Genomic DNA, 22,623 nt, shown 5'->3' on the forward strand with positions numbered 1-22,623 from the left:
TGACCTTTCTACTTAGTAGCCGCGTTCTAAAATCGTTTTTAAGAACCGTGCGGTGTGAGATTTTTCACACTCAGCCACTTCTTCTGGTGTGCCTGCAATTAAGATTTCACCGCCGCCACTACCCCCTTCAGGGCCTAAATCGACAATCCAGTCCGCTGTCTTAATGACATCAAGGTTGTGCTCAATCACCACAATGGTGTTTCCTTGGTCACGAAGCTGATGTAAAACGACTAAGAGCTGTTGAATATCAGCAAAGTGCAGGCCAGTTGTTGGTTCATCCAAAATATAGATAGTTTGCCCTGTACCGCGTTTAGATAACTCTTTAGCTAATTTCACACGCTGTGCTTCACCACCAGAGAGCGTCGTCGCTGATTGACCGAGGCGGATATAGGATAAACCAACGTCCATCAGCGTTTGTAACTTGCGGGCAAGGGCAGGTACGGCATCAAAAAATTCACGAGACTCTTCGATGGTCATATCCAGCACTTCATGGATATTTTTACCTTTATATTTAATTTCTAGCGTTTCGCGGTTATAGCGTTTGCCTTTACATTGGTCACAAGGGACATACACATCAGGCAAGAAGTGCATTTCAACCTTAATAACCCCATCACCTTGGCAAGCTTCACAACGACCGCCTTTAACGTTAAAGCTAAAACGCCCTGGGTTATAACCACGAGTCCGAGACTCAGGCACACCAGCAAATAGTTCACGCACAGGTGTAAACACACCAGTATAGGTGGCAGGGTTCGAACGTGGTGTACGGCCTATTGGGCTCTGGTCAATATCAATGACTTTATCAAAGTGCTCTAAACCTTCTACATCTAAATAAGGGGCAGGGGTGATGGTAGTCGCCCCATTTAATTGGCGTTGAGCAATAGGGAATAGCGTATCGTTTATCAGTGTTGATTTACCTGAACCAGACACGCCAGTGATGCAGGTAAATAACCCAACAGGGACTTTTAACGTCACATTTTTCAGGTTATTACCCTTTGCCCCAAACACCGTCAGCATTTTATCTTTATTAATTGGAACGCGTTTCTGCGGGATATCAATTCTGCGCTCACCACTTAAAAATTTACCGGTGAGTGAATCAGGGTTTGCGACAATATCTTCCAGTGTTCCTTGGGCAACAATTTGCCCACCATGCACCCCAGCTCCCGGGCCGATATCAATCACATGGTCTGCGGCGCGGATCGCGTCTTCGTCATGCTCAACGACGATCACGGTATTTCCTAGATCACGCAGGTGGATCAAGGTTTCAAGTAAGCGGTCATTATCACGTTGGTGTAAGCCAATTGAAGGTTCATCAAGGACATACATCACACCGACTAAACCTGCTCCAATTTGGCTTGCTAAACGAATGCGTTGTGCTTCGCCACCAGACAAGGTGTCAGCAGAGCGTGAAAGTGTCAGATAATTAAGCCCAACATTGACGAGAAATTTCAGGCGATCGCCAATTTCTTTTAAAACTTTTTCTGCGATTTGAGCGCGCTGGCCTGTGAGTTTTAGATTTTGGAAAAATTCCATTGCGTGGCCAATGCTGTAATCTGCGATTTCGGGCAATGTTGTATTTTCAACAAATACAAAGCGCGCCTCTTTACGTAAGCGCGTCCCATGGCAAGAGACACATGGACGGTTGCTGATATATTTCGCTAATTCTTCACGGACAGCCGTTGATTCTGTTTCTTTATAACGGCGTTCCATATTATTGAGCACGCCTTCAAAAGGGTGCCGGCGCACAGTGATGTCGCCACGGTCATTACGGTATTTAAACTCAATCGTTTCTTTGCCTGAACCATATAAAATAATTTTTTGAATGGCAGGACTCAGAGTGTCATAAGGCGCTTCCACATCAAATTTATAATGCTCAGCTAATGACATCAGCATTTGGAAATAGTAAAAATTACGGCGATCCCAACCCCGAATTGCACCACCTGCGAGTGAGATTTCAGTATTTTGAATGACTCTTTCGGGATCAAAAAACTGCTGAACACCTAAGCCATCACAGCTTGGACAGGCCCCTGCAGGGTTGTTAAAAGAAAATAGGCGAGGTTCAAGTTCCACCATACTGTAGCCGCAAACAGAGCAGGCAAAATTGGCAGAAAAAACCAGTTCTTCTGCATTCGCATCATCCATATCCGCGACAATTGCGGTACCGCCAGAGAGTTCTAGTGCGGTTTCAAAGGATTCGGCTAAACGCTGAGCAATATCATCACGAATTTTAAAACGATCGACAATGACTTCAATCGTATGTTTTTTCTGTAATTCGAGCTTTGGTGGATCGGATAGATCGCAAACTTCCCCATCAATTCGGGCACGGATATAGCCTTGGCTGGCTAAGTTATCGAGTAACTTAACATGCTCCCCTTTACGTTCTTTAACGACAGGAGCAAGTAGCATCATTCGGCGATCGGTGGGTTGAGCCAGAACATTATCGACCATCTGGCTAACAGTTTGAGCCGCAAGCGGTATGTCGTGATCAGGGCAGCGAGGTTCACCAACACGTGCAAATAATAGCCGCAGATAGTCATGAATTTCTGTGATGGTTCCGACCGTCGAACGTGGGTTGTGTGAAGTGGATTTTTGTTCAATCGAAATTGCAGGGGATAACCCTTCAATATGATCGACATCCGGTTTCTCCATTAAAGAAAGAAACTGGCGAGCATAAGCAGATAAAGATTCAACATAACGGCGCTGACCCTCTGCATACAGGGTATCAAAAGCTAAAGATGATTTCCCTGAACCAGATAACCCAGTAATAACAATGAGTTTGTCGCGAGGGATGATGAGATTGATGTTTTTCAGATTATGCGTGCGTGCGCCGCGGACTTCGATATTATCCATTTACCACTTCCCGGATGATTTGATATTGAACAATCGCAAGAGACTATTATCACATATTTATGGCTGAATGGATATACAGTATTTCCTATTCGTCATATTTCAAACCGTGGCGTTGTTGGCTGCTCTCAGCTACGCAGGTCACATACTTTTGTATGCTCCCCGCGATACCTTCGCTTGCCGCCTAGCCACAGCTTGAACTATTTAGAGTAAGATTTTAATGGTGAAACAGAAAAACAGAAAAACAGAAAAACAGAAAAACAGAAAAACAGAAAAACAGAAAAACAGCGATCTGCATTTATCGAAAAGATAGATGCTGTGCGAATTATTTTGTGTCTATACTGAAAATTGGCACGGTAGAATTTCACCAAAAGTTGGAAAGCGTTTCGCAAATTAACAAGCTTAATTTCAAATATTGGTGCAAATCAGCTCTGTCGTGGTAAACTTCACGGCTAATCCAGAGATTAAAATTCAATGCATCAGGAGTGATAAATGGCCAGCAGAGGCGTAAATAAAGTAATTCTTATCGGTAACCTAGGACAAGATCCAGAAATCCGTTATATGCCTAACGGCGGAGCTGTGGCAAACCTGACTCTGGCAACTTCTGAAAGTTGGCGTGACAAGCAAACCGGTGAGATGCGTGAAAAAACCGAATGGCACCGCGTGGTTATTTTCGGCAAATTAGCGGAAGTGGCAGGTGAATACCTGAAAAAAGGTTCACAAGTCTATATCGAAGGTTCTCTGCAAACACGTAAATGGCAAGACCAAAGTGGTCAAGACCGTTACACGACAGAAGTTGTTGTGAATATCGGCGGCTCAATGCAAATGCTAGGTGGCCGTGGCGGTGATGCACCATCACAAGGTCAAGGCGGCCAAGGCGGTTGGGGCCAACCTCAACAGCCACAAGCAGCACAGCAATTTAGTGGTGGCGGAGCTCCAGCCGCACGCTCATCAGCACCTGCTCCACAAACTAATGAACCACCAATGGATTTCGATGACGATATTCCGTTCTAATTTATTTGCTGATTAGAATGCACAAAAAATAAAGGCTTCCTTGTGAAGCCTTTATTTTTTTAATAAAGATAAATGTATAAAATTATATATCCAAAAAATTATTATTTTTTTATTAAGATAGTAAAGTAAATATAAAACTGAAACCTTAAGGTTTTATTAATTTTAAATTAAGGTTTTCTTAACTAAATGGGAAATAATAAAGCCCCAGTAGTTAACTTACATGGGGCTTTGTATTGGTAGTGTTATTAAAAAAGGAAATATAAATTTTATTTTCATATTAGCGTATCAAGCTACTTTAGGTTCCAGTAGTAATGGGTCATTTTGACTTTCACCCGATAGGCGATAGATTGACGGTGACGTACCTAAATAAGCTCTAAATCGCTTTGCAAAAGATTGTTGGGAGTCGAATTGGTATTTTAATGCAATATCAATAACTTGAAGCTCGGTGGAACATAGGTCTTTAGCAGCTTCACAAATTCTCCTTCGGCGAATATATTCACCTAAAGGCATACCTACGACTTTTCTAAATACTCTTTGTAAATGCCATTTTGTATATCCTGATCTGAGTGCGATATCATCGAGTAATAAACGACTGGTTAAGTTCATTTCAATCCAAACTAATATTTCATTAACAACTGTAGATTGAAATTCTGTGTATTTCCCATTACAGGGAACAGGGATTTCTTTATACATAATATCTTCCTATTAGTTACTTTTTAATCTTATCCGTCATTAAGTCAATAGCCAATAAATAAATGGTAAACAAAACCGAATACAGCTTGTTAATTTGTAAAATAGACAAAACACCGATTTTTAATTAGTTTATAGCCAGTAGAGTTTATCTTAAGGAGATATATTCATAATGGTATCGATTAGCAACAGATGAAACTATTACGCCCTTTGAATATAAAAACACGGTACTATGGTAAAGCTCTTCATTGGTTGCTGGGGATATATTTCTTTAGCTTCCAGAAACTAATTAAAATTATGGCTGAGATGACGACAGATAGGGTATTCATCGTCTGCCAACCGAATGTGAAGAAAAGAACCCCTGCTCCTAAGCTACCTATTCCACCGAAGAAATAGATAAGAAAATCGGTCATTCCCTGCACTTTAGCGCGTTCATGAGCTTCATAGGTATGTGGTAATAGGTTAGTAGTGCTGATTAAAATTAAATTCCAGGCGACACCGACAAAAATACCCGCCAACAAATAATTGTAAAAATGGTTACCTAGCAGGTTCATAGTCGCTGATAAAATTAACAATATGATACCGCAGAAAATAATGCGTTTTGTCCCTAAATGATGAATTAATGTTCCAGTGAAAAATGACGGTGCAAACATACCTAATACATGGAATTGAAATACAATTGCAATAGAGGAAAAGGCGAAATCATGTTGTTTCATAGATAACGGTATCGAGGCAAAGGTGAAAACCACAATGGCATATCCAACCGTGCTAACAATGGCGATTAATTTTAAAATAGGTTGTGAATACAATGCACTGTAGTCGCGTTTGACTAACACTTCATCCGATGGCGTTTTCACTATTTTCTTTAATGGCACAATTAATAATAGAATAAATGCGATTACATAAATGGCGGCTAACGTGATGAACGGCCCTGCAAACGGGTATTCTGTAAAAAATCGTTGGGTGGTAATAGCTAATGTTGGGCCGATTAAGGCTGCGGCAATGCCTCCACTCATAACTAGGCCAATGGCTTTTGCTCGTAAAGAAATGGGGGCTTCTTCAATTGCGGCAAAACGGAATTGTTGTGCAGTACCAATAGCAATCCCAGTAAAAAACAGTCCAATAGAAAAATAAATTAAATGGCTTTCTATCACGCCCAGAATAGAAAAGCCTGCGCCGATTAACCCACCGATGTTACCAATAATAAAGCCTACTCTTCTCGAATACTTTTGCATTAAAAACGCGATCGGAATAGTTGCTAGGATTAAGCCAACGTACTGGCTTACCAGTGGAATTGTTGCATAAGTTGGGTTGGTAGCCAGTTTTTCGCCAATAACCACTGCTACAGAAAGGACAATAGCATTTCCTGTGATAAATAATGCAAGTGTGATGGCTAACCACCAAACGGATTTTGGCATATATCCCTCTTTTTATTAATTAAAAATCAATTAGTTAATATTTTCATCAAGGGCGCAATCCCCTTGATTGGAGCAAAGGATACAACTTGAAGTTGACTTTAAGTCAAGGTTTTTTGGGGGATTTAAAATAGCGATTAATGCTGTATTTTTTTGTTTTTGTAGATAATATCTCCATTAGAGTGGTGTGTGATGAATGTCGCAATTATCATTCCTTTGGAATAAAACAAGAAAAAATGATTGTCATCCTGAGAAATTTATGTTTTCTTAAGAAAAGAAATTGAAAAACAATAATCAATAAATTAGACAGACTAAACAGGAAAATCCCGTGAACATGATTACTAATCACTCAAACCTACTACTAACCGCGCCATGTGCCGCGGTGGTCGTGCGTGTGGTGGTGGTCGTGGGCTTAGCGCCGTAACGGGTACAAATCAACGCAGATTTAGAAACCCCGCCGGCGCAAACCGAGCGGGGTTTTTTATCACCTCTCGCTCGGATCCGCAGGCTAGCAAAGGATAATTATGATGAGCGAATCGGGCACCACAACATCACATAAAACCCGCTTTACGGGTGCGGAATTAATCGTACATTTACTGGAAAAACACGGTATTACTATCGTTTCAGGCATTCCAGGTGGAGCGGCTTTACCTTTTTATGACGCATTAGGTCAAAGCCAGAGAATCCGCCACATACTGGCACGTCATGAGCAAGGCGCAGGTTTTATAGCTCAGGGAATTGCTCGTACCACGGGAAAAGCCGCGGTTTGTATCTCTTCAAGTGGCCCTGGTGCGACAAACTTAGTGACCGCTATCGCAGATGCAAAGCTGGACTCTATCCCGCTGGTTTGTATTACTGCTCAAGTTTCTTCATCAATGATTGGTACAGATGCTTTCCAAGAAGTTGATACCTATGGTATTTCGATTCCAGTAACGAAACATAACTATTTGGTTCGTAATATCAATGAATTGCCACAAGTGATATGTGATGCTTTTCGTATTGCAGAGTCAGGCCGCCCTGGACCTGTTTGGATTGATATTCCAAAAGATGTTCAAACAGCCACAATTGAACTAACTGAAATACCAGAAGTATTACCGAAAGATAAAGCCCCTGCATTTGACATGGAAAAAGTGCTACAAGCGGCTGAAATGATTAATAACGCGAAACGTCCAGTACTGTATTTTGGTGGTGGAGTAATTAGCTCCGATTCTACAGAAACGGCGATTGCATTTGCGGAAAAAGCATCATTACCGACAACCATGACACTAATGGCACTTGGTACTATCCCGATGCGAAACCCCTTATATTTAGGGATGTTAGGTATGCATGCTGCCGCAAGTACTAACATGATTATGGAAGAATCAGATTTATTAATTGTGATTGGCGCGCGTTTTGATGATAGGGCGATAGGGAAAGCTGAGAAATTTTGCCCTAACGCGAAAATCATCCATGTGGATATCGATAAAGCAGAAATTAGCAAAATTAAGCGCCCAGATATCGCCATTCATGCTGATGCGGGTCAAATATTGGAATTGTTATTGCCTTTAGTTGAACGTAATGAGCGCACAGAATGGATGGCGCAAGTTAATCAATTAAAAGAGAAATATCCATTGAATTTTAGCGAGGCTGATAACCCGTTAAACCATTATGGTTTAGTTCTGTCTACGGCACGTGCAGCAGGCGAAGATGCGATTGTGACAACGGATGTTGGTCAGCACCAAATGTGGGCAGCCCAAGCTTATCCTCTGTCTCGCCCACGTCAATGGCTGACATCAGGTGGGTTAGGTACCATGGGTTTTGGTCTGCCTGCCGCCATTGGTGCTGCGCTGGCAAAGCCCGAAAAAACCATTGTGTGTTTTTCCGGTGATGGCAGTTTGATGATGAATATTCAAGAGTTGGCAACCGCAGCGGAGCATCAACTGAATATCAAAATCATCTTAATGAATAACCAAGCGTTAGGAATGGTACATCAACAGCAAGATTTATTTTTTGAAAACCGCATATTTGCTGCAGCTTATCCGTATCAAACGGATTTTATCAAGATTGCGGAAGGGTTTGGTCTGCAAACTTGCGATTTAAATAATGAAGCAGACCCAGAAATGGCATTAGAAGCGATAATGAATACCAAAGGTCCATGTTTGATCCATGCCTTGATTGATGTTAATCAAAAGGTATATCCAATGGTTCCGCCGGGTGCAGCTAACATTGATATGATTGGAGCGTAATTATGGTATTTGAACATCATCCGATTGCTTTAGAGCTAATTGTTCGTAACCACCCAGGTGTTATGTCACATATTTGTGGTTTATTTGCCCGTAGAGCATTTAACGTTGATGGCATTCTATGTATGCCGATTAAAGATAAAGATGAGAGCCGTATATGGCTATTAGTACAAAAAGATGAGCGCTTGTCGCAAATGATTAACCAAGTTGAAAAATTAGAAGATGTTCGGGAAGTACGCTTTAGTGATGATTTGCGTCTTTTCGAAACAATGGAAAATTATTTGCAGTAATTCTGATATTAAACTTTATGACTTAAATAGCCCATTCAATTGCATGGGCTATTTTCTTTTACATTTAATTATAGTGATAATTTAGGGTTTCCTAAAACGAACAAGGATGATATAAAATCAGCTACTGAATAATGATTCTCTGAATGTATTGCAGGTTTGTATTTCGCAATATGAATAATAAACAGGTATAAAATTATGCAAAATAATATCTATTTGTCGGACACCTATCAGTATGAAGTTGAAACATCCCTACTGGTACAAGGGCATGATGATGAAGGTCATTGGATAGCTTTAAAAGATAACATTTTTCACCCACAAGGCGGTGGACAACCCATGGATACAGCATGGGTGAATGATATACCTGTTCGTATTAAGAAACAATTGGGTGGGCTAATTGTAGGATACATACCTGAAGGTGTTACTTTTAGCCAAGAAAATAATGTGGTTGCAAGGGTGGACAAAGAAAAACGTCAGCGCTACGCTGCTCTTCATACCGCCGGTCATTTGTTGAATTGGGAATTGCGTCGTTTTGGCTGGCTTGCACAAAAAGGCCATCATTTTCCTGATGAATCTCGAGTGGAATTTAGCATGATGGAAGGGGATGTTACTCCTTTTGATGAACTCGATAGCCAATATATTGAAGATATTGTTAACCAAAGCATTCGTAGTGGACGCTCCGTTGCAATAAAGCAAAAGGATGATTTACGGATCAGTTATATCGACCAAACTGAAGAAATGCCTTGTGGTGGAACACATGTTTCTTCGCTAGATAATATTCAGCATTTTTCAATTAAGTCGATGAAATTTAAAAAGGGGACACTGCGCATTAGTTATGATGCACAACATGCCGTAATTTAAACGCTATCACTAAGATGGGAGTAGGTCATAACAACAGTTGCTTGAAGTTCTCCTTCCATACAGAGATAACTATGTGGGAAATCACCACTGAAAGCATAAAAGTCCCCCGCCTCTAAGACGATATTTTGGTCGTTATGCAGTCGTAACATGAGTGAGCCAGAATTCACCATAATGTGTTCATGGGTTCCACTCATATGGGCGGGGCTATTGATGATAGCGCCTCTCTTCATGGTCAATTGCCAAATTTCAGAGATATTTCCCATGCTAATGCGAAATTTAAACTGTTGTGAATACTCTTTTTCGCTGGGAGTGGCTTTGAGGAAATAGGGATAAGCCTCATGTTGCCGAGTAAACAGGTCGCTAAGTGGAAAGCGTAGGGCAATAGCAATCGACTCTAATGTATCAATACGTGGGTTTGAGTCACCGGACTCCAGTTTGGATAAAGCCGCTTTCGATATTCCTGATATACGCGATAGTTCGTTTAGCGAAAGGTCTCTTGCTTGCCTCAGTAAGCGAATTTTTTGCCCGATTTTTATATTAATTTTTTTATCCACAATGTGTCTTTACCTGAATTTTAATTTATTGTGCTAATTCTGTATTACTCAGAGAAGCAAATTATACACGCTTAATTGTATATTGTATTTAAAGCGGCTATTTTGTTTTTTGATATAGATTTGAAATTTAAAACCCTACAAAAATAAAACTATTTTCTGTATTTGAAAGAAACTATAGTGAGGATGTTAAAAAACGCCTGGAGCTAAGGTCATGCCGTTTGAATTATTATCACCAGAAATGGCGATTTGTTTCTCAACACTGCTTTTTGCTTATTTGGTTTTTGGCATGGCGGGCTTTGGTTCAGCCCTGATTGCAACACCAGTATTAGCAATGTATTTGCCGTTAAATATGATTGTTCCAATTTTGGCGTTAATTGATTTAACTGCCGCGATTTTAAATTTATTTAAAGATGGTAAAAATGCGGATTATCAGGAAATTAAATGGATAATTCCACTAATGATAGTGGGGAGTTTAGTCGGTGCTGCGATTTTATTAAAAACTCGCCCCGATATACTCGTATTACTACTTGGGTTATTCGTTGTAGGCTATGTACTCCATGCTTTCTTTTCTAAAAAAGCAAAATCACCCTTTTCAAAAGCATTGGTTGTTCCATTTAGTTTAGTGGGTGGTGTTTTTAGTGCTTTATTTGGTAGTGGTGGCTTTATTTATGCCATGTATTTATCTAGCCGAATTGAAGATAAACAGCGTTTTCGTATCACTCAAATGACATTAATTGGGTTTAGCACACTAACTCGAGTCGTGATATTTTTAGTGATGGGGGTGTATCTCAATCTAGATATTTTATTGATTGCTTTAGCGTTTTCTCCCGCCATGTTAATTGGTACGTGGGCTGGACGGCATATAACATTAAGAATTTCACGTGAAGGCTTTTTAAAAGTTATTAATGTCATCATTTTATTATCAGGTGTTGTGCTGCTTTATCGGTATTTTTTCGTCCTTTAAGTATTTAGAACGTCAAAAATAGTTTCATAAAGATAAATAGCAGAATATATAAGTCGTGTTACAATCACCGCAAACATTATTAGTTTCACTAGTAATGATGTGGTTTTTTATTTTTCATAATAATCTATTTTATGGAGTTAAAATCTGTTCTTTTGTAAAAAAGAAACGGGTTAATTTCAACATGAGCTCTGATAATCAGCGTTTACAAAATTTTCGTCGTTCCCCATCTTTTGCTATTTTTACTATCACTATGAGTATTGCGGTCATTGGTATCGTTATTGGGCTAAGTATTCCAATGGTTGCGCTTAGGCTAAATAACTATGGTTTCAATGAGTTGTATATTGGCATTATTTCGGCGGCACCTGCATTAGGCATGTTTTTAATTGCACCAGTGGTTCAACGTATTGTGCGTTGGTCAGGTAAGCGAAAAGCAATGCTATTGGCAACGATTGTTTCTGCCATTAGCTTATTACCATTATTGAGTACGTTACCTCTTTGGTTATTATTTCCGTTACGGTTAGTAACGGGCTTAGCGAGTGGTGTGATGATTTGCTTGGGGGAAACGTGGATTAACGAATTATCGCCTGAAAATAAACGGGGCCGTATTTTGGCAATTTACACTACAGTCTTCACAGTAAGCCAGCTACTTGGGCCTTCATTTATTGCTTATTATGGTGTGGAAGATAAATCACCTTTATTGATTTGTACGTTGATCCATTTAATCTCTGTGGTGCTATTTATTTTAATGGATCAAAAAGTCGGTGACCGTTTAGCTGAAAATGCCGCGAAATCTAATTTTTCAATTATTCAATTTGTAAAAATCGCACCGGGTATTTGTGGTGGAATTTTATTTTTTGCCTTCTTTGATGGAACTATTTTATCGATGTTCCCGATTTATGGTATGGGAATGGGGCACACAGAGGCGGTTGCTGCATTAATGATTAGCGCCATTCTTGCTGGGGATGCCATTATGCAGTTACCTTTTGGCTGGCTAGCAGATCATATGAATAGAGAAAAACTATACCGAATTTGTGGCATTATCACACTTGCAGCCAGTCTATTATTGCCCTTCCTTATTACTCAACCTTATCTAATTTGGGTATTGCTGTTTGTTTTAGGGGCGACTGCGGGGGCAATTTATACCATTGCTTTGGTACAAATCGGCCAATATTTCAAAGGGAATGAGTTGATCATCGCTAATGCAGCTGCAGCTATGCTGTGGGGAATTGGCAATTTATCAGGGCCATTACTTGCTGGGGTTGCGACTTCAATCTCACCTGTAGGTTTACCGGTGTTATTGGTTCTGTCTGTAACAGTATTTTTATGGTTCACACGAGAAAAATACAGCGCCCAAACGGTTGAACAAGTTACCCAATAAGTTGATTTGCGGTGCTTTACTCAAATTAGCGAGCACCGCATATAAATTATTCAATAACTTTATACACAACTAGATTTTCTCGGAATTCATCTGGGCGGTGATTGTGCCAGAATAACTCCATGCCTTGTGGTGCAGGTTTAATCGTTTTTGAGAGTACAATTAGCCAGCGGCATTGTTCAGGTTTTTCAAACCGGTCTTGGCGTTGGTGTAATACGCCAGTGTAATAGTAGAGCATTGGCGCTTCAGATTCGCCAATATTATCAGAAGCCATACAATCATTTTCTGTAAATTGGCCAGATAAATGCTGGTTTAAATCGACAAAAACCCCTTCGAAACCTTTTGCGTAGTCTATCCACCCCAAAAACAAGGTTAAAATTACCCCCCAAACAGCACATAAGCCTAATAACCAGTTTTTCATCATATGAAAAGCAGGTGGTATAGGGTTTGGAATAATTTTATTGCGTAAAAACCATACCAATGTAATTAACAAAGCGCAGATAAATGCAATGGGAGAAAATGGCATTTGGTAGCTCATGGGGAGCCAGCGGCTAAATGGAGCTAACCATTCTTGTTGATGACCAGTCAAGGCGATGAAATAGCAAGCCCATAAAAAAAGAATGAGTACAGACCATAAAATAGCCGCAAATCGGGCAATTCCATTAAGGATTTTTTCAGGGAAACTAAGTAGTGTTTGGGTTCCTAAAATGGCCATTGGGGCAATAAAAGGCAATAAATATAGTGCGCGACCAGAAGCTGATATCTGTAGGAAAACAACGCCTAATAAAGGAAATAGTGCTAACAGAAATTCGTTTGAATTAAATAAACGCTTAATTGGGTGCCTTAGAAAATAAGCGACAGCTAGTAAACCGGAAGGAAAGGCAAATAAGGAAACCGCTGCAGGGATCCGCGTTAGGTTAGCTTTTGCGCCTAATTTCTCAACAGAAAAACCAAAGAAACGGCCGATATTATTTTCCCAAAACCACACTATAAATAAATCAGGATGCTGAAGGTAGAGTTGGATAGGCCAAGGTAAAATAGCGATAAGGGCGATTAAGCCTGCGGTTAAGCTGTACAACCAAAATTGCTTAGTCCGGCACTGAGCAAGAAAAATGGGAGATAAGAACAGGCAAATCCAGAGAACTCCGGGGATGAAAACGCCTTTTGACAACATGGTGACGATGGTTCCAAGAGATAACCAAAGTGCAGACATGCGCATTTTTTGTTGTTGTATCAGCCCCAATAACCCATACAGACCAATGGTTGCGCCTGCCATCAGTGCAACATCGGTAAACATATCATGACTATGCCTGATAATCCCGGGGGCACAGGCATACAGTGCAAAAGCGACCCAAATGCGAATATCAGTGAAGTCTGTGGCTTGGAAAAAACGACGTGCCAAAAGAATAAAAAATGAAAAATTGATCACCGAAAAAAATAAGCTTGCACTACGAGCTGCATCATAAAGTGGCATGAAGCTTGAAAATAAATGAGAGGTAATAGCTGCAACCCAATAATAAAGCGGGGGTTTTTCCATAAATGGCTCACCCGCATTTGTAGGTACTAACCATTTACCAGTCTCATACATAGTTTGAATAATACCAAAACTATAATTTTCATCTTGTTTCCAAGGGCTGTGGCTATATATTCCTGGTAATAAATACATAGCAAGAAAACTAATGAAAAGTAGTAAAATACTCCGCTGTAATATGATTAATGGTGCATTCTTATTTGACATTTTTAATATGTTTTATGTGTTTTTTACTTGATTAAATTGAAACTATAACTGCAGTTGATAATAATTCAGGTTATATACTTAAATATATATTTACTCAGCAAGTGATATTTATTTTTTAATAAAAAACAACAGGAACTGTTTTTTTAGCTCTATTTTTAGAAGACGCATATTACCACCAGTAAATAAGTTTTTAGCTATTGGTTTTGTAAGCAAATATTCTGGGATTGTATCAAAAAAATGATCCCCCTCTTTAAACAGACACTATATGAAAGGTATTTAGCTATTTTTACGTAAAGTAAATGTAACTAAAAAGAATCATTATTTGAAAATAATCTTTATTGCATAAGAATCTGCATATTTGGGTGCTAAAAACAGCAAATGGGTAAGAAATGCTAAAAATACTTGATCATTCCCCCTGTTTAGAATGATAATTACCCCCCTCACGATACGTTTTATTCTATTTTAAAAGCCAAACGATTGCGCAACTGTTTTTATTGGGTTTTTTTTCTCAGTTAGTTTATTTTTTCTTAAAAACGTAATCGTTTACGTCAACGTATAGGTTAGTTGTTAGCAGTATTTGAGAATCTTCGTTTTCCATTAACAGCAGAGGTATACCATGTCAGGCCAACAGGCTTCATCCAGTTGCAAATTGGATTCATTTTTCAAGATAACAGCGCGCGGCTCTTCAGTTCGCCGTGAAATCATTGCAGGATTAACCACATTCTTAGCGATGGTTTATTCTGTCATCGTTGTACCTGGCATGTTAGGGCAAGCAGGGTTCCCTCCAACTGCGGTCTTTATTGCAACCTGCTTAGTGGCTGGTTTTGGTTCTTTATTGATGGGGTTATGGGCCAATCTACCAATGGCGATTGGCTGTGCTATTTCACTGACTGCATTTACCGCATTTAGTTTGGTATTAGGGCAGCAAATTAGTATTCCTGTGGCATTAGGTGCCGTATTTTTAATGGGGTGTTTGTTCACCATCATTTCTGTTACAGGTATTCGTAGTTGGATATTACGCAATATGCCAATGGGTATTGCACATGGTACAGGTATTGGTATCGGTTTATTTTTACTGTTAATCGCTGCTAATGGAGTGGGTTTAGTGATCAAAAATCCAAATGCAGGCCTGCCTGTTGCTCTTGGTGAATTTACGTCTTTCCCTGTTTTGATGTCACTCATTGGTTTAGCGGTTATTTTTGGTTTAGAAAAACGTCGTGTTCCGGGTGGTGTACTCCTCGTTATTATTGCAATTTCAATTATTGGTTTAATTTTTGATCCCGCAGTGAAATATCAAGGTTTTTTCAAGTTGCCTTCATTGGGTGATGATGGGCTTTCATTGGTTTTCAATATGGATATCATGGGCGCATTACAGCCAATGGTATTGCCAAGCTTACTTGCATTAGTCATGACGGCGGTTTTTGATGCGACAGGCACTATTCGTGCGGTGGCGGGGCAAGCGAATTTATTGGATAAAGACGGTCAAATTATTGATGGTGGTAAAGCGTTAACTGCAGACTCTGTAAGCAGTATCTTTGCGGGTGCGATTGGTGCATCTCCTGCGGCGGTATATATTGAATCTGCAGCAGGTACCGCCGCTGGTGGTCGCACAGGTTTAACCGCCGTGGTTGTCGGCGTACTGTTCTTACTTATTCTCTTTTTATCGCCGCTATCTTATTTGGTGCCTGCCTATGCAACAGCTCCAGCATTGATGTATGTTGGGCTTTTAATGTTAAGTAATGTCTCTAAGCTTGATTTCGATGATTTTGTGGATTCAATGTCTGGCTTATTGTGTGCCGTATTCATTGTTCTGACTTGTAATATCGTCACGGGGATCATGTTAGGCTTTGCTGCTTTGGTTATCGGCCGCATTTGCGCAGGCGAATGGCGCAAATTGAATATTGGTACTGTGATTATTGCTGTACTTTTAGTGGTGTTTTACGCTTCAGGTCTGGCAATCTAAAGTGGATTATTTCAAAAAGGTGGCTAATGTTGCCACCTTTTTAACTTATTGTATTAATTAATCATAAAGTCTCAATTTTTTCCCCGAAAATGGATGGCTAGGGATAAAATAGAGAGAAGGCGGTTAATCAAGTGGATGTGCATGATTTCCACTGGTTACTGGCTTAGTCTTAATTATCATGGTCTGGACGGTGCTATCTCTTACTATGCGGCGGCAGGCAAAATTTTAGGTTCTAGTCGCTAGGTTAATTCAGTAAGGGCAACATGGAAATTTTCTTTACTATTCTTATTTTGATTTTAGCTGTCTCTGTTTCAGGGGTAGCCGCTAAAATTCTTCCTATTCGTATTCCTCTTCCTCTCATTCAAATTGCTATCGGTGCGCTGTTGGCTTGGCCTCAATTCGGCCTGCATGTCACCTTTGACCCAGAACTTTTTATGGTTCTGTTAATCCCACCTTTGTTGTTTGTTGATGGGTGGAAAACCCCAACACGCGAGTTCTTTCAAAATGGTCGAGAAATTTTTATTTTAGTGTTGGTTCTCGTGCTGGTTACAGTGATTGGGATTGGTTATTTAATTTACTGGTTGATGCCAGGTATTCCATTGATTGCTGCGTTTGCTCTAGCGGCTGTGCTATCTCCAACTGATGCCGTTGCGTTATCTTCAATTGTTGGAAAAGGGCGTATCCCTAAACGGATGATGAGTGTGCTAGAAGGGGAGGCATTGATGAATGATGCCTCTGGTCTGGTTGCATTAAAATTTGCGGTAGCAATTGCCATGGGAACCATGGTGTTTAGTGCTTCTGGCGTTACCATTGAATTTTTCAAAGTTGCGGTTGGCGGGCTACTCGCAGGTATTATCGTGACTTGGCTGTACAGCAAATCGTTACGTTTAATGAGCCGTTGGAGTGGTGATGACCCAGCAACCCAAATTGTATTTATGCTATTGCTGCCATTTGCATCATACATGATTGCGGAACATATTGGGTTTTCAGGTATTTTAGCCGCCGTTGCGGCGGGTATGACCATCACAAAATCGGGGGTTATCCGTAACGCTCCATTAGCGATGAGGCTACGTGCTGATAGCGTTTGGTCGATGCTTGAATTTGTCTTTAACGGGTTGGTTTTCATCATGTTAGGGCTTCAATTGCCCGGTATCTGGGAAACGTCTGTTATCCAAGCAGATCTCGACCCAAGCGTAGAAACGTGGATGCTATTTGCCGCGGTGGCAATTATCTATTTTGCTTTATTGTTATTGCGTTTTTGTTGGCTATGGCTGATGAAAAGGTTTAGCCGTTTATTCTTAAAGAAAAGACCACTGCAATTTGCGAACTATACCGTACGTGAGCTTTGGCTAGCCTCTTTTGCAGGGGTACGCGGGGCGATTACCTTAGCGGGTGTGCTCTCTATTCCGTTATTTTTAACGGATGGCTCGCCATTCCCTGCTCGTTACCAGCTCGTGTTTATTGCCGCGGGAGTTATCTTATTTTCCATTTTTGCAGGTGTGGTCGCTTTACCGCTTCTGCTGCGTAATTTTAAAGTAGGAGATAAAGAAGCGGATGCCAATGAAATTCGCATGGCAAAAGCCGCGATGGCGGAAGTGGCGATTGTCAGCTTAAATAAAATGCAGGAACGTTTATCTGCTGACGTTGATGAAAAACTCGATTCAGAAGATATCAGTGAAGTCGCTTCCCGCGTGACGGGTTATTTAAGGCGACGTACCGCAGGACAAGATGAAATTGACCATAATTTGCTGGTTGAAGACCTTGAACGGCGTTTCCGTTTAACGGCATTACGCGCAGAACGTGGTGAGCTTTATCACTTGCGCGCAACCAAGAAAATCAGTAATGAAACGCTACAAACGTTACTGGTTGACCTGGATTTATTAGAAGCCGTCTTGATCGAAAAAGAGCATTAAAACCAAAAAGCGAGTATTCTAGCCAACATTCTTAAGTTTGGGGCGAAATACAGCATTATGTGGTTACTTGTTATCACGACGCTGCTTTGGGCAGCGTCGTTTAGTCTTATCGGCGAATACCTTGCGGGTCAAGTAGATAGTTGGTTTTCAGTGTTAGTGCGGGTTGCACTGGCTTCGCTGGTTTTTTTACCTTTCCTACGTTGGCGCCAATTTAGCGCTAAAGTGATTGCGCTCTATATGCTAGTGGGCGCTTGCCAACTAGGTATCATGTACCTGTTTGTCTTCCATGCTTATCAATACCTTACTGTTGCTGAATTTTTGCTTTTTACGGTATTAACGCCGCTATATGTCACGTTAATTTATGACTTATTAGAACGGCAAAAGCTGCGTAAAGGCTATTTGTTTAGCTCACTATTAGCGGTAATCGGCGCTGCAATTATTCGTTATGACCACTTGAGTGAATCTTTTTGGTTAGGTTTACTTTTTGTGCAGTTAGCAAATATCTTTTTTGCGATTGGGCAGGTGGGGTATAAACGTCTGATGGAGGTGCATCCAATCCCTCAACATCAGGCTTTCTCATGGTTTTACCTTGGTGCAACGCTAATTGCATTACTTGGATGGCTGCTATTTGGTAATAAATCGATGATGCCGACAACGACTCTCCAGTGGGGCGTCTTACTGTGGTTGGGTATTGCAGCTTCAGGCATTGGCTACTTTATGTGGAACTATGGCGCAACCAAAGTGGATGCTGGAACCCTTGCTATTATGAATAACATGATGGTCCCAGCGGGGTTATTAGTGAATTTTGCTATCTGGCAACAACATCCGGATTGGCTGAGTTTTACCATAGGATCGAGCCTGATAGTTGCTTCTCTTTGGGTGCATAAGCGTTGGATCCTTTCGCGGCCTTCACATAAGACAAGTTCTCCACGGCGTGGTCAGTCGTCGTCTCAGTAAACGCTTCAATAGCTGGCTGGCGCTGTTCTCCTTCACGGCAAGCTGCATACAGCCGGCTCCATAAACCGCTACCCAAGGTTTTGGTTTTTACTAGCCCTTGTTTTTCAAATGAATCAACCGCCCAGTGAGGTAGTGCGGCGATGCCCATTTTGGCTGCAACCATTTGGATTAAAATTAATGTGTTATCGACATTTTTCACATTAGGAGACACGCCCGCAGGTTGCAGAAAATGGCGCCAAACATCGAAGCGATCCCGTTGTACAGGGTAGATAAGCAGTGTTTCATCTGCCAAATCATGGGGCTCAATATGCGGCCTTTTGGCTAACGGGTGGTCATTCGCTACAATCAATTTCACTTCATAATCAAACATTGGCGTATAGTGTATGCCTTGATCTGGCAAAATGTCAGAGGTCATCACAATATCCAATTCCCTTGACAGTAATTCAGGTTGAGGGTCGAACGTCACCCCTGACTTAAAATCTACGCTGACTTGTGGCCAAGTTTGTCTGAATTGTTGTAATGCAGGGGTTAACCACTGAATGCAGCTATGGCATTCAATCGCGATGCGTAATGCACAAACCCCAGGCTCATTACATACTCGAATAGCATCTTTCACCAATGGCAGAACCTGTTGCGCCAATTGTAATAAGACTTCCCCTTGTGGCGTAAAGCGCAATGGCTGGCTTTTACGAACAAATAACCGGAAACCTAGCCGATGCTCTAAATCACTAAACTGATGTGATAAAGCAGATTGTGTCTGGTGCAAGTGAGTTGCTGTTGCCGCTAATGAACCGTATTGGCTGAGCGCTTGCAATGTTTTTAAATGTTTTAGTTCGATCATGAGAAACCTTCACGGTGACAATGAAAAATTTGCGCTTGTGCTTTATACAGTACCTGTTGATTATGGATGTGTAAACATCTAGACGGCTAAATATTTTAAGGGGTCAATATGTCTGTTATAAATCATACACTTGGTTTTCCACGTGTCGGTCTAAAAAGAGAGCTAAAACGTGCACAAGAAGATTATTGGGCAGGCAAGATTGACCAAGCCGCTCTATTAGAAACTGGTTATCAACTACGTGTACGCCATTGGCAGCAACAAAAAGAGGCAGGTGTTGAGCTATTACCCGTTGGTGATTTCGCTTGGTATGACCAAGTGCTGACAACCAGTTTGTTATTAGGCAATGTGCCGCCACGCCATCAAAATGATGATGGTTCGATTGATTTAGATACCTTATTTCGAGTAGCCCGCGGTCGCGCACCAACGGGCAAACCCGCTCCAGCAGGTGAGATGACGAAGTGGTTCAATACTAACTACCACTACATCGTGCCTGAATTTCAAAAAGGGCAACAATTTTCCCTGTCTTGGACACAGCTGCTTGATGAAGTCGATGAGGCATTAGCATTAGGCCATAATGTGAAACCGGTTATCATTGGCCCTATAACCTACCTTTGGTTAGGTAAAGTGAAAGGGGAACCATTTGACCGCTTATCATTATTGAATGAATTATTACCTGTTTATCAGGAGATCTTGTCGCGCTTAGCAGAAAAAGGTCTTGAGTGGGTGCAAATCGATGAGCCCGCATTAGTGTTAGATTTACCAGAGCAATGGCAGCAAGCTTATCAGCAGGCTTACCAAGCGCTATCAGGCCAAATAAAAATACTGCTAACCACCTATTTCGATGGTATTAGTCACCATGTAGACTTGATTAAGCAACTCCCTGTGCAAGGTCTACATGTTGATGTGGTTGCAGGTGCTGATAATATTGAAAAACTACATCAAATACTGCCAGCAGACTGGGTATTATCACTAGGAATCATTAATGGTCGTAATGTATGGAAGGCGGACTTAGGCGAAAAGTTTTCACAGGTGAAGCCGCTCTTAGGTCAGCGTGATATATGGGTAGGAACGTCATGTTCATTACTGCACAGCCCAATTGACTTAAATGATGAGACGCGTTTAGATGCCGAAGTAAAAAGCTGGTTTGCTTTCGCTATCCAAAAATGCGAAGAACTTGCTCTGTTAACAAAAGCGTTAAATCAGCCAACAGACAGCCATATTGCTGAATTAGATACATACAGCGCACCTATTCGAGCGCGTAGAACATCAGCTCGTGTGAATAATGCATCAGTGGCTCAGCGTTTGGCGGCAATCAGCGAAGGGGATACAGAACGTTATAGCCCCTATCCACAGCGAGCAGCGCGCCAACGTCAACGCTTTAACTTACCATTATGGCCAACAACCACGATTGGCTCATTTCCTCAAACAAGTGAAATCAGAACATTACGTTTAGACTTCAAAAAAGGGAATGTGGATAAAACCTACTATCGCACCAATATTAGTGAACATATTAAGCAAGCTATTAAAGAACAAGAAATTTTAGATATCGATGTCCTTGTGCATGGTGAAGCTGAACGTAATGACATGGTGGAATACTTTGGTGAGCACTTTGATGGCTATGTATTTACCCAAAATGGTTGGGTTCAAAGCTATGGTTCACGTTGCGTTAAACCGCCAGTGATTATTGGTGATATTAGTCGCCCAGAAGCCATTACGGTGGAGTGGGCAAAATATGCTCAATCTTTAACGGAGAAACCTGTCAAAGGGATGTTAACTGGCCCTGTCACTATTCTATGTTGGTCATTCCCACGTGAAGATGTTAGCCGTGAAACGATTGCTAAACAAATTGCGCTAGCCTTACGTGATGAAGTCGACGACTTACAAAAAGCGGGTATTGGTATTATTCAAATCGATGAGCCTGCACTGCGTGAAGGGTTACCATTGCGCCGAAATGAGTGGGCGGCTTACCTCAAATGGGCGGTTGACGCCTTCAAGCTTAGTGCAGCGATTGCTGAAGATGACACGCAAATTCACACCCATATGTGCTATTGCGAATTCAATGACATCATGGATTCCATTGCGGCATTGGATGCCGACGTGATTACGATTGAAACATCACGTTCAGATATGGATTTGTTAGATGCATTCGAAGATTTTGATTATCCAAATGAAATTGGTCCAGGAGTGTACGATATTCACTCACCAAATGTACCTAATGTGGAATGGATTGTTGCGCTATTAAGAAAGGCAGCGAAGCGTGTTCCGGTTGAGCGCTTATGGGTAAACCCAGATTGCGGCTTGAAAACTCGTGGCTGGCCAGAAACTCGCCAAGCATTAGCTAACATGGTTGAAGCAGCGAAACAGCTCAGAAATGATCAGTAAAATGGCGATTAGTTAGTGTGTCAAAAAGGCAGGTTTTCCCTGCCTTTTTAGAAAGTATTAACCAAATAATTTAGATTTCAGTAAGTTCATACCGATAGAAGCCAAATCGAGGTTTTCTGGGACTTCGCCATTTGGTGTGGCGCTATCAACCAACTGAGGAAGATATTTAGCAATCATTTCTGAGGTTGCTTGAGGCTCTAAGCCAACCTGTTGAGCTAATTCTTGGATATTTGCATTTCCAAAAACTTGCATTAATTGGCTGGCATCGATAGGTAAATTATTTCCTTCACTGATCCACGATGCAATAACACCGCCTAAGCCTTGCTCGTTAAATTTTTCGATAACACCTTGAAGGCCACCTTGCTCCTCAACCCAGTTTATTACTGATTGAAATTGTTGCATTTTATCGCCTGCAACCATACCCATCATTTGCTCAAATAACCCCATGTTATCTCCTAGGCAATCCGCCAATTTATGCTCTCATCCATAGTATGGAGCATTATTCAAAAAATTGTAGTCGGCTATTTTCAGCAATTTGAGTTTTAGGTCAATAGAAATGATGCATTGAATATAGCCCAGTAGAGAAACAAAGATTTTTCATTT

General features: G+C 41.0%; 18 protein-coding genes. 11 read left to right on the plus strand and 7 right to left on the minus strand.

The features are described 5' to 3' along the window. Nucleotides 1–12 precede the first annotated feature (12 nt). Entirely contained in the window at nucleotides 13–2,847 is a 2,835-nt protein-coding gene (gene uvrA, locus PZ638_RS02565) for an excinuclease ABC subunit UvrA (RefSeq protein ID WP_004260897.1), read from the minus strand. A gap of 489 nt (nucleotides 2,848–3,336) precedes the next feature. Here uvrA and PZ638_RS02570 point away from each other — a divergent pair, with 489 nt between their 5' ends. Then, nucleotides 3,337–3,858: a single-stranded DNA-binding protein gene (locus PZ638_RS02570; protein ID WP_096864666.1), complete on the plus strand. Its 522-nt coding sequence runs from the start codon at nucleotides 3,337–3,339 to the stop codon at nucleotides 3,856–3,858. A gap of 285 nt (nucleotides 3,859–4,143) precedes the next feature. Here PZ638_RS02570 and PZ638_RS02575 read toward each other — a convergent pair whose 3' ends face one another. Both PZ638_RS02575 and PZ638_RS02580 read right to left on the minus strand, forming a co-directional pair. Beyond that, on the minus strand, nucleotides 4,144–4,551 hold the full coding sequence (locus PZ638_RS02575) for a helix-turn-helix domain-containing protein (protein WP_004260890.1): 408 nt from the start codon (nucleotides 4,549–4,551) through the stop codon (nucleotides 4,144–4,146). A 242-nt stretch (nucleotides 4,552–4,793) separates the two neighbouring features. Beyond that, nucleotides 4,794–5,966: an MFS transporter gene (locus tag PZ638_RS02580; protein ID WP_206277305.1), complete on the minus strand. Its 1,173-nt coding sequence runs from the start codon at nucleotides 5,964–5,966 to the stop codon at nucleotides 4,794–4,796. 331 nt (nucleotides 5,967–6,297) lie between these two features. On the opposite strand from PZ638_RS02580, the gene ivbL reads away from it, so the two are divergent. From ivbL to PZ638_RS02600, 4 genes are all read left to right on the plus strand, one after another. Further along, nucleotides 6,298–6,387 carry an ilvB operon leader peptide IvbL gene (gene ivbL, locus PZ638_RS02585; RefSeq protein WP_099975407.1) on the plus strand — a complete coding sequence of 30 codons (90 nt, stop codon included), beginning with the start codon at nucleotides 6,298–6,300 and terminating at the stop codon, nucleotides 6,385–6,387. A gap of 103 nt (nucleotides 6,388–6,490) precedes the next feature. After that, nucleotides 6,491–8,188 (plus strand): acetolactate synthase large subunit, encoded by a 1,698-nt coding sequence (gene ilvB, locus PZ638_RS02590; RefSeq protein ID WP_094961401.1) that lies wholly within the window; start codon nucleotides 6,491–6,493, stop codon nucleotides 8,186–8,188. Between the two features lie 2 nt (nucleotides 8,189–8,190). Continuing rightward, complete coding sequence (ilvN, locus tag PZ638_RS02595) at nucleotides 8,191–8,475, plus strand: acetolactate synthase small subunit (RefSeq protein WP_004260877.1); 285 nt, start codon at nucleotides 8,191–8,193, stop codon at nucleotides 8,473–8,475. Nucleotides 8,476–8,670: 195 nt separating this feature from the next. Then, complete coding sequence (locus tag PZ638_RS02600) at nucleotides 8,671–9,333, plus strand: alanyl-tRNA editing protein (RefSeq protein ID WP_206277952.1); 663 nt, start codon at nucleotides 8,671–8,673, stop codon at nucleotides 9,331–9,333. Here PZ638_RS02600 and PZ638_RS02605 read toward each other — a convergent pair. After that, nucleotides 9,330–9,887 carry a helix-turn-helix domain-containing protein gene (locus tag PZ638_RS02605; RefSeq protein ID WP_004260872.1) on the minus strand — a complete coding sequence of 186 codons (558 nt, stop codon included), beginning with the start codon at nucleotides 9,885–9,887 and terminating at the stop codon, nucleotides 9,330–9,332. The genes PZ638_RS02600 and PZ638_RS02605 overlap by 4 nt on opposite strands. Nucleotides 9,888–10,098: 211 nt before the next feature. Here PZ638_RS02605 and PZ638_RS02610 point away from each other — a divergent pair, with 211 nt between their 5' ends. Continuing rightward, a complete protein-coding gene (locus PZ638_RS02610) occupies nucleotides 10,099–10,851 on the plus strand; it encodes a sulfite exporter TauE/SafE family protein (protein WP_172766791.1) in 753 nt (250 codons plus the stop codon). A gap of 181 nt (nucleotides 10,852–11,032) precedes the next feature. Continuing rightward, nucleotides 11,033–12,229 carry an MFS transporter gene (locus PZ638_RS02615; RefSeq protein WP_232368718.1) on the plus strand — a complete coding sequence of 399 codons (1,197 nt, stop codon included), beginning with the start codon at nucleotides 11,033–11,035 and terminating at the stop codon, nucleotides 12,227–12,229. A 46-nt stretch (nucleotides 12,230–12,275) separates the two neighbouring features. Here the strand turns inward: PZ638_RS02615 and PZ638_RS02620 are convergent, their stop codons facing one another. Further along, entirely contained in the window at nucleotides 12,276–13,964 is a 1,689-nt protein-coding gene (locus PZ638_RS02620) for an ArnT family glycosyltransferase (RefSeq protein ID WP_272674495.1), read from the minus strand. Between the two features lie 616 nt (nucleotides 13,965–14,580). On the opposite strand from PZ638_RS02620, the gene PZ638_RS02625 reads away from it, so the two are divergent. From PZ638_RS02625 to PZ638_RS02635, 3 genes are all read left to right on the plus strand, one after another. Next, nucleotides 14,581–15,927, plus strand: a complete 1,347-nt coding sequence (locus tag PZ638_RS02625) for an NCS2 family permease (RefSeq protein WP_004260863.1) — start codon at nucleotides 14,581–14,583, stop codon at nucleotides 15,925–15,927. Nucleotides 15,928–16,190: 263 nt separating this feature from the next. Then, nucleotides 16,191–17,840, plus strand: a complete 1,650-nt coding sequence (locus PZ638_RS02630; protein WP_004260862.1) for a Na+/H+ antiporter — start codon at nucleotides 16,191–16,193, stop codon at nucleotides 17,838–17,840. Between the two features lie 57 nt (nucleotides 17,841–17,897). Continuing rightward, the gene (locus PZ638_RS02635; RefSeq protein WP_141240670.1) at nucleotides 17,898–18,797 is read left to right on the plus strand and encodes a carboxylate/amino acid/amine transporter; all 900 of its coding nucleotides are present in this window, start codon (nucleotides 17,898–17,900) and stop codon (nucleotides 18,795–18,797) included. On the opposite strand, the gene metR is transcribed toward PZ638_RS02635, so the two are convergent. Then, nucleotides 18,682–19,638, minus strand: coding sequence for an HTH-type transcriptional regulator MetR (gene metR, locus PZ638_RS02640; protein WP_004260859.1), 957 nt, complete (start codon nucleotides 19,636–19,638; stop codon nucleotides 18,682–18,684). The two genes, PZ638_RS02635 and metR, sit on opposite strands and share 116 nt — an antisense overlap. Before the next feature lie 108 nt (nucleotides 19,639–19,746). On the opposite strand from metR, the gene metE reads away from it, so the two are divergent. Further along, nucleotides 19,747–22,020, plus strand: coding sequence for a 5-methyltetrahydropteroyltriglutamate--homocysteine S-methyltransferase (gene metE, locus PZ638_RS02645; protein WP_094961397.1), 2,274 nt, complete (start codon nucleotides 19,747–19,749; stop codon nucleotides 22,018–22,020). Between the two features lie 57 nt (nucleotides 22,021–22,077). On the opposite strand, the gene PZ638_RS02650 is transcribed toward metE, so the two are convergent. After that, nucleotides 22,078–22,467: a YidB family protein gene (locus tag PZ638_RS02650; protein ID WP_004260854.1), complete on the minus strand. Its 390-nt coding sequence runs from the start codon at nucleotides 22,465–22,467 to the stop codon at nucleotides 22,078–22,080. Nucleotides 22,468–22,623: the final 156 nt, after the last annotated feature.

Origin of the sequence: Providencia hangzhouensis (assembly GCF_029193595.2) — a bacterium.
GTDB classification, from domain to species: domain Bacteria; phylum Pseudomonadota; class Gammaproteobacteria; order Enterobacterales; family Enterobacteriaceae; genus Providencia; species Providencia hangzhouensis.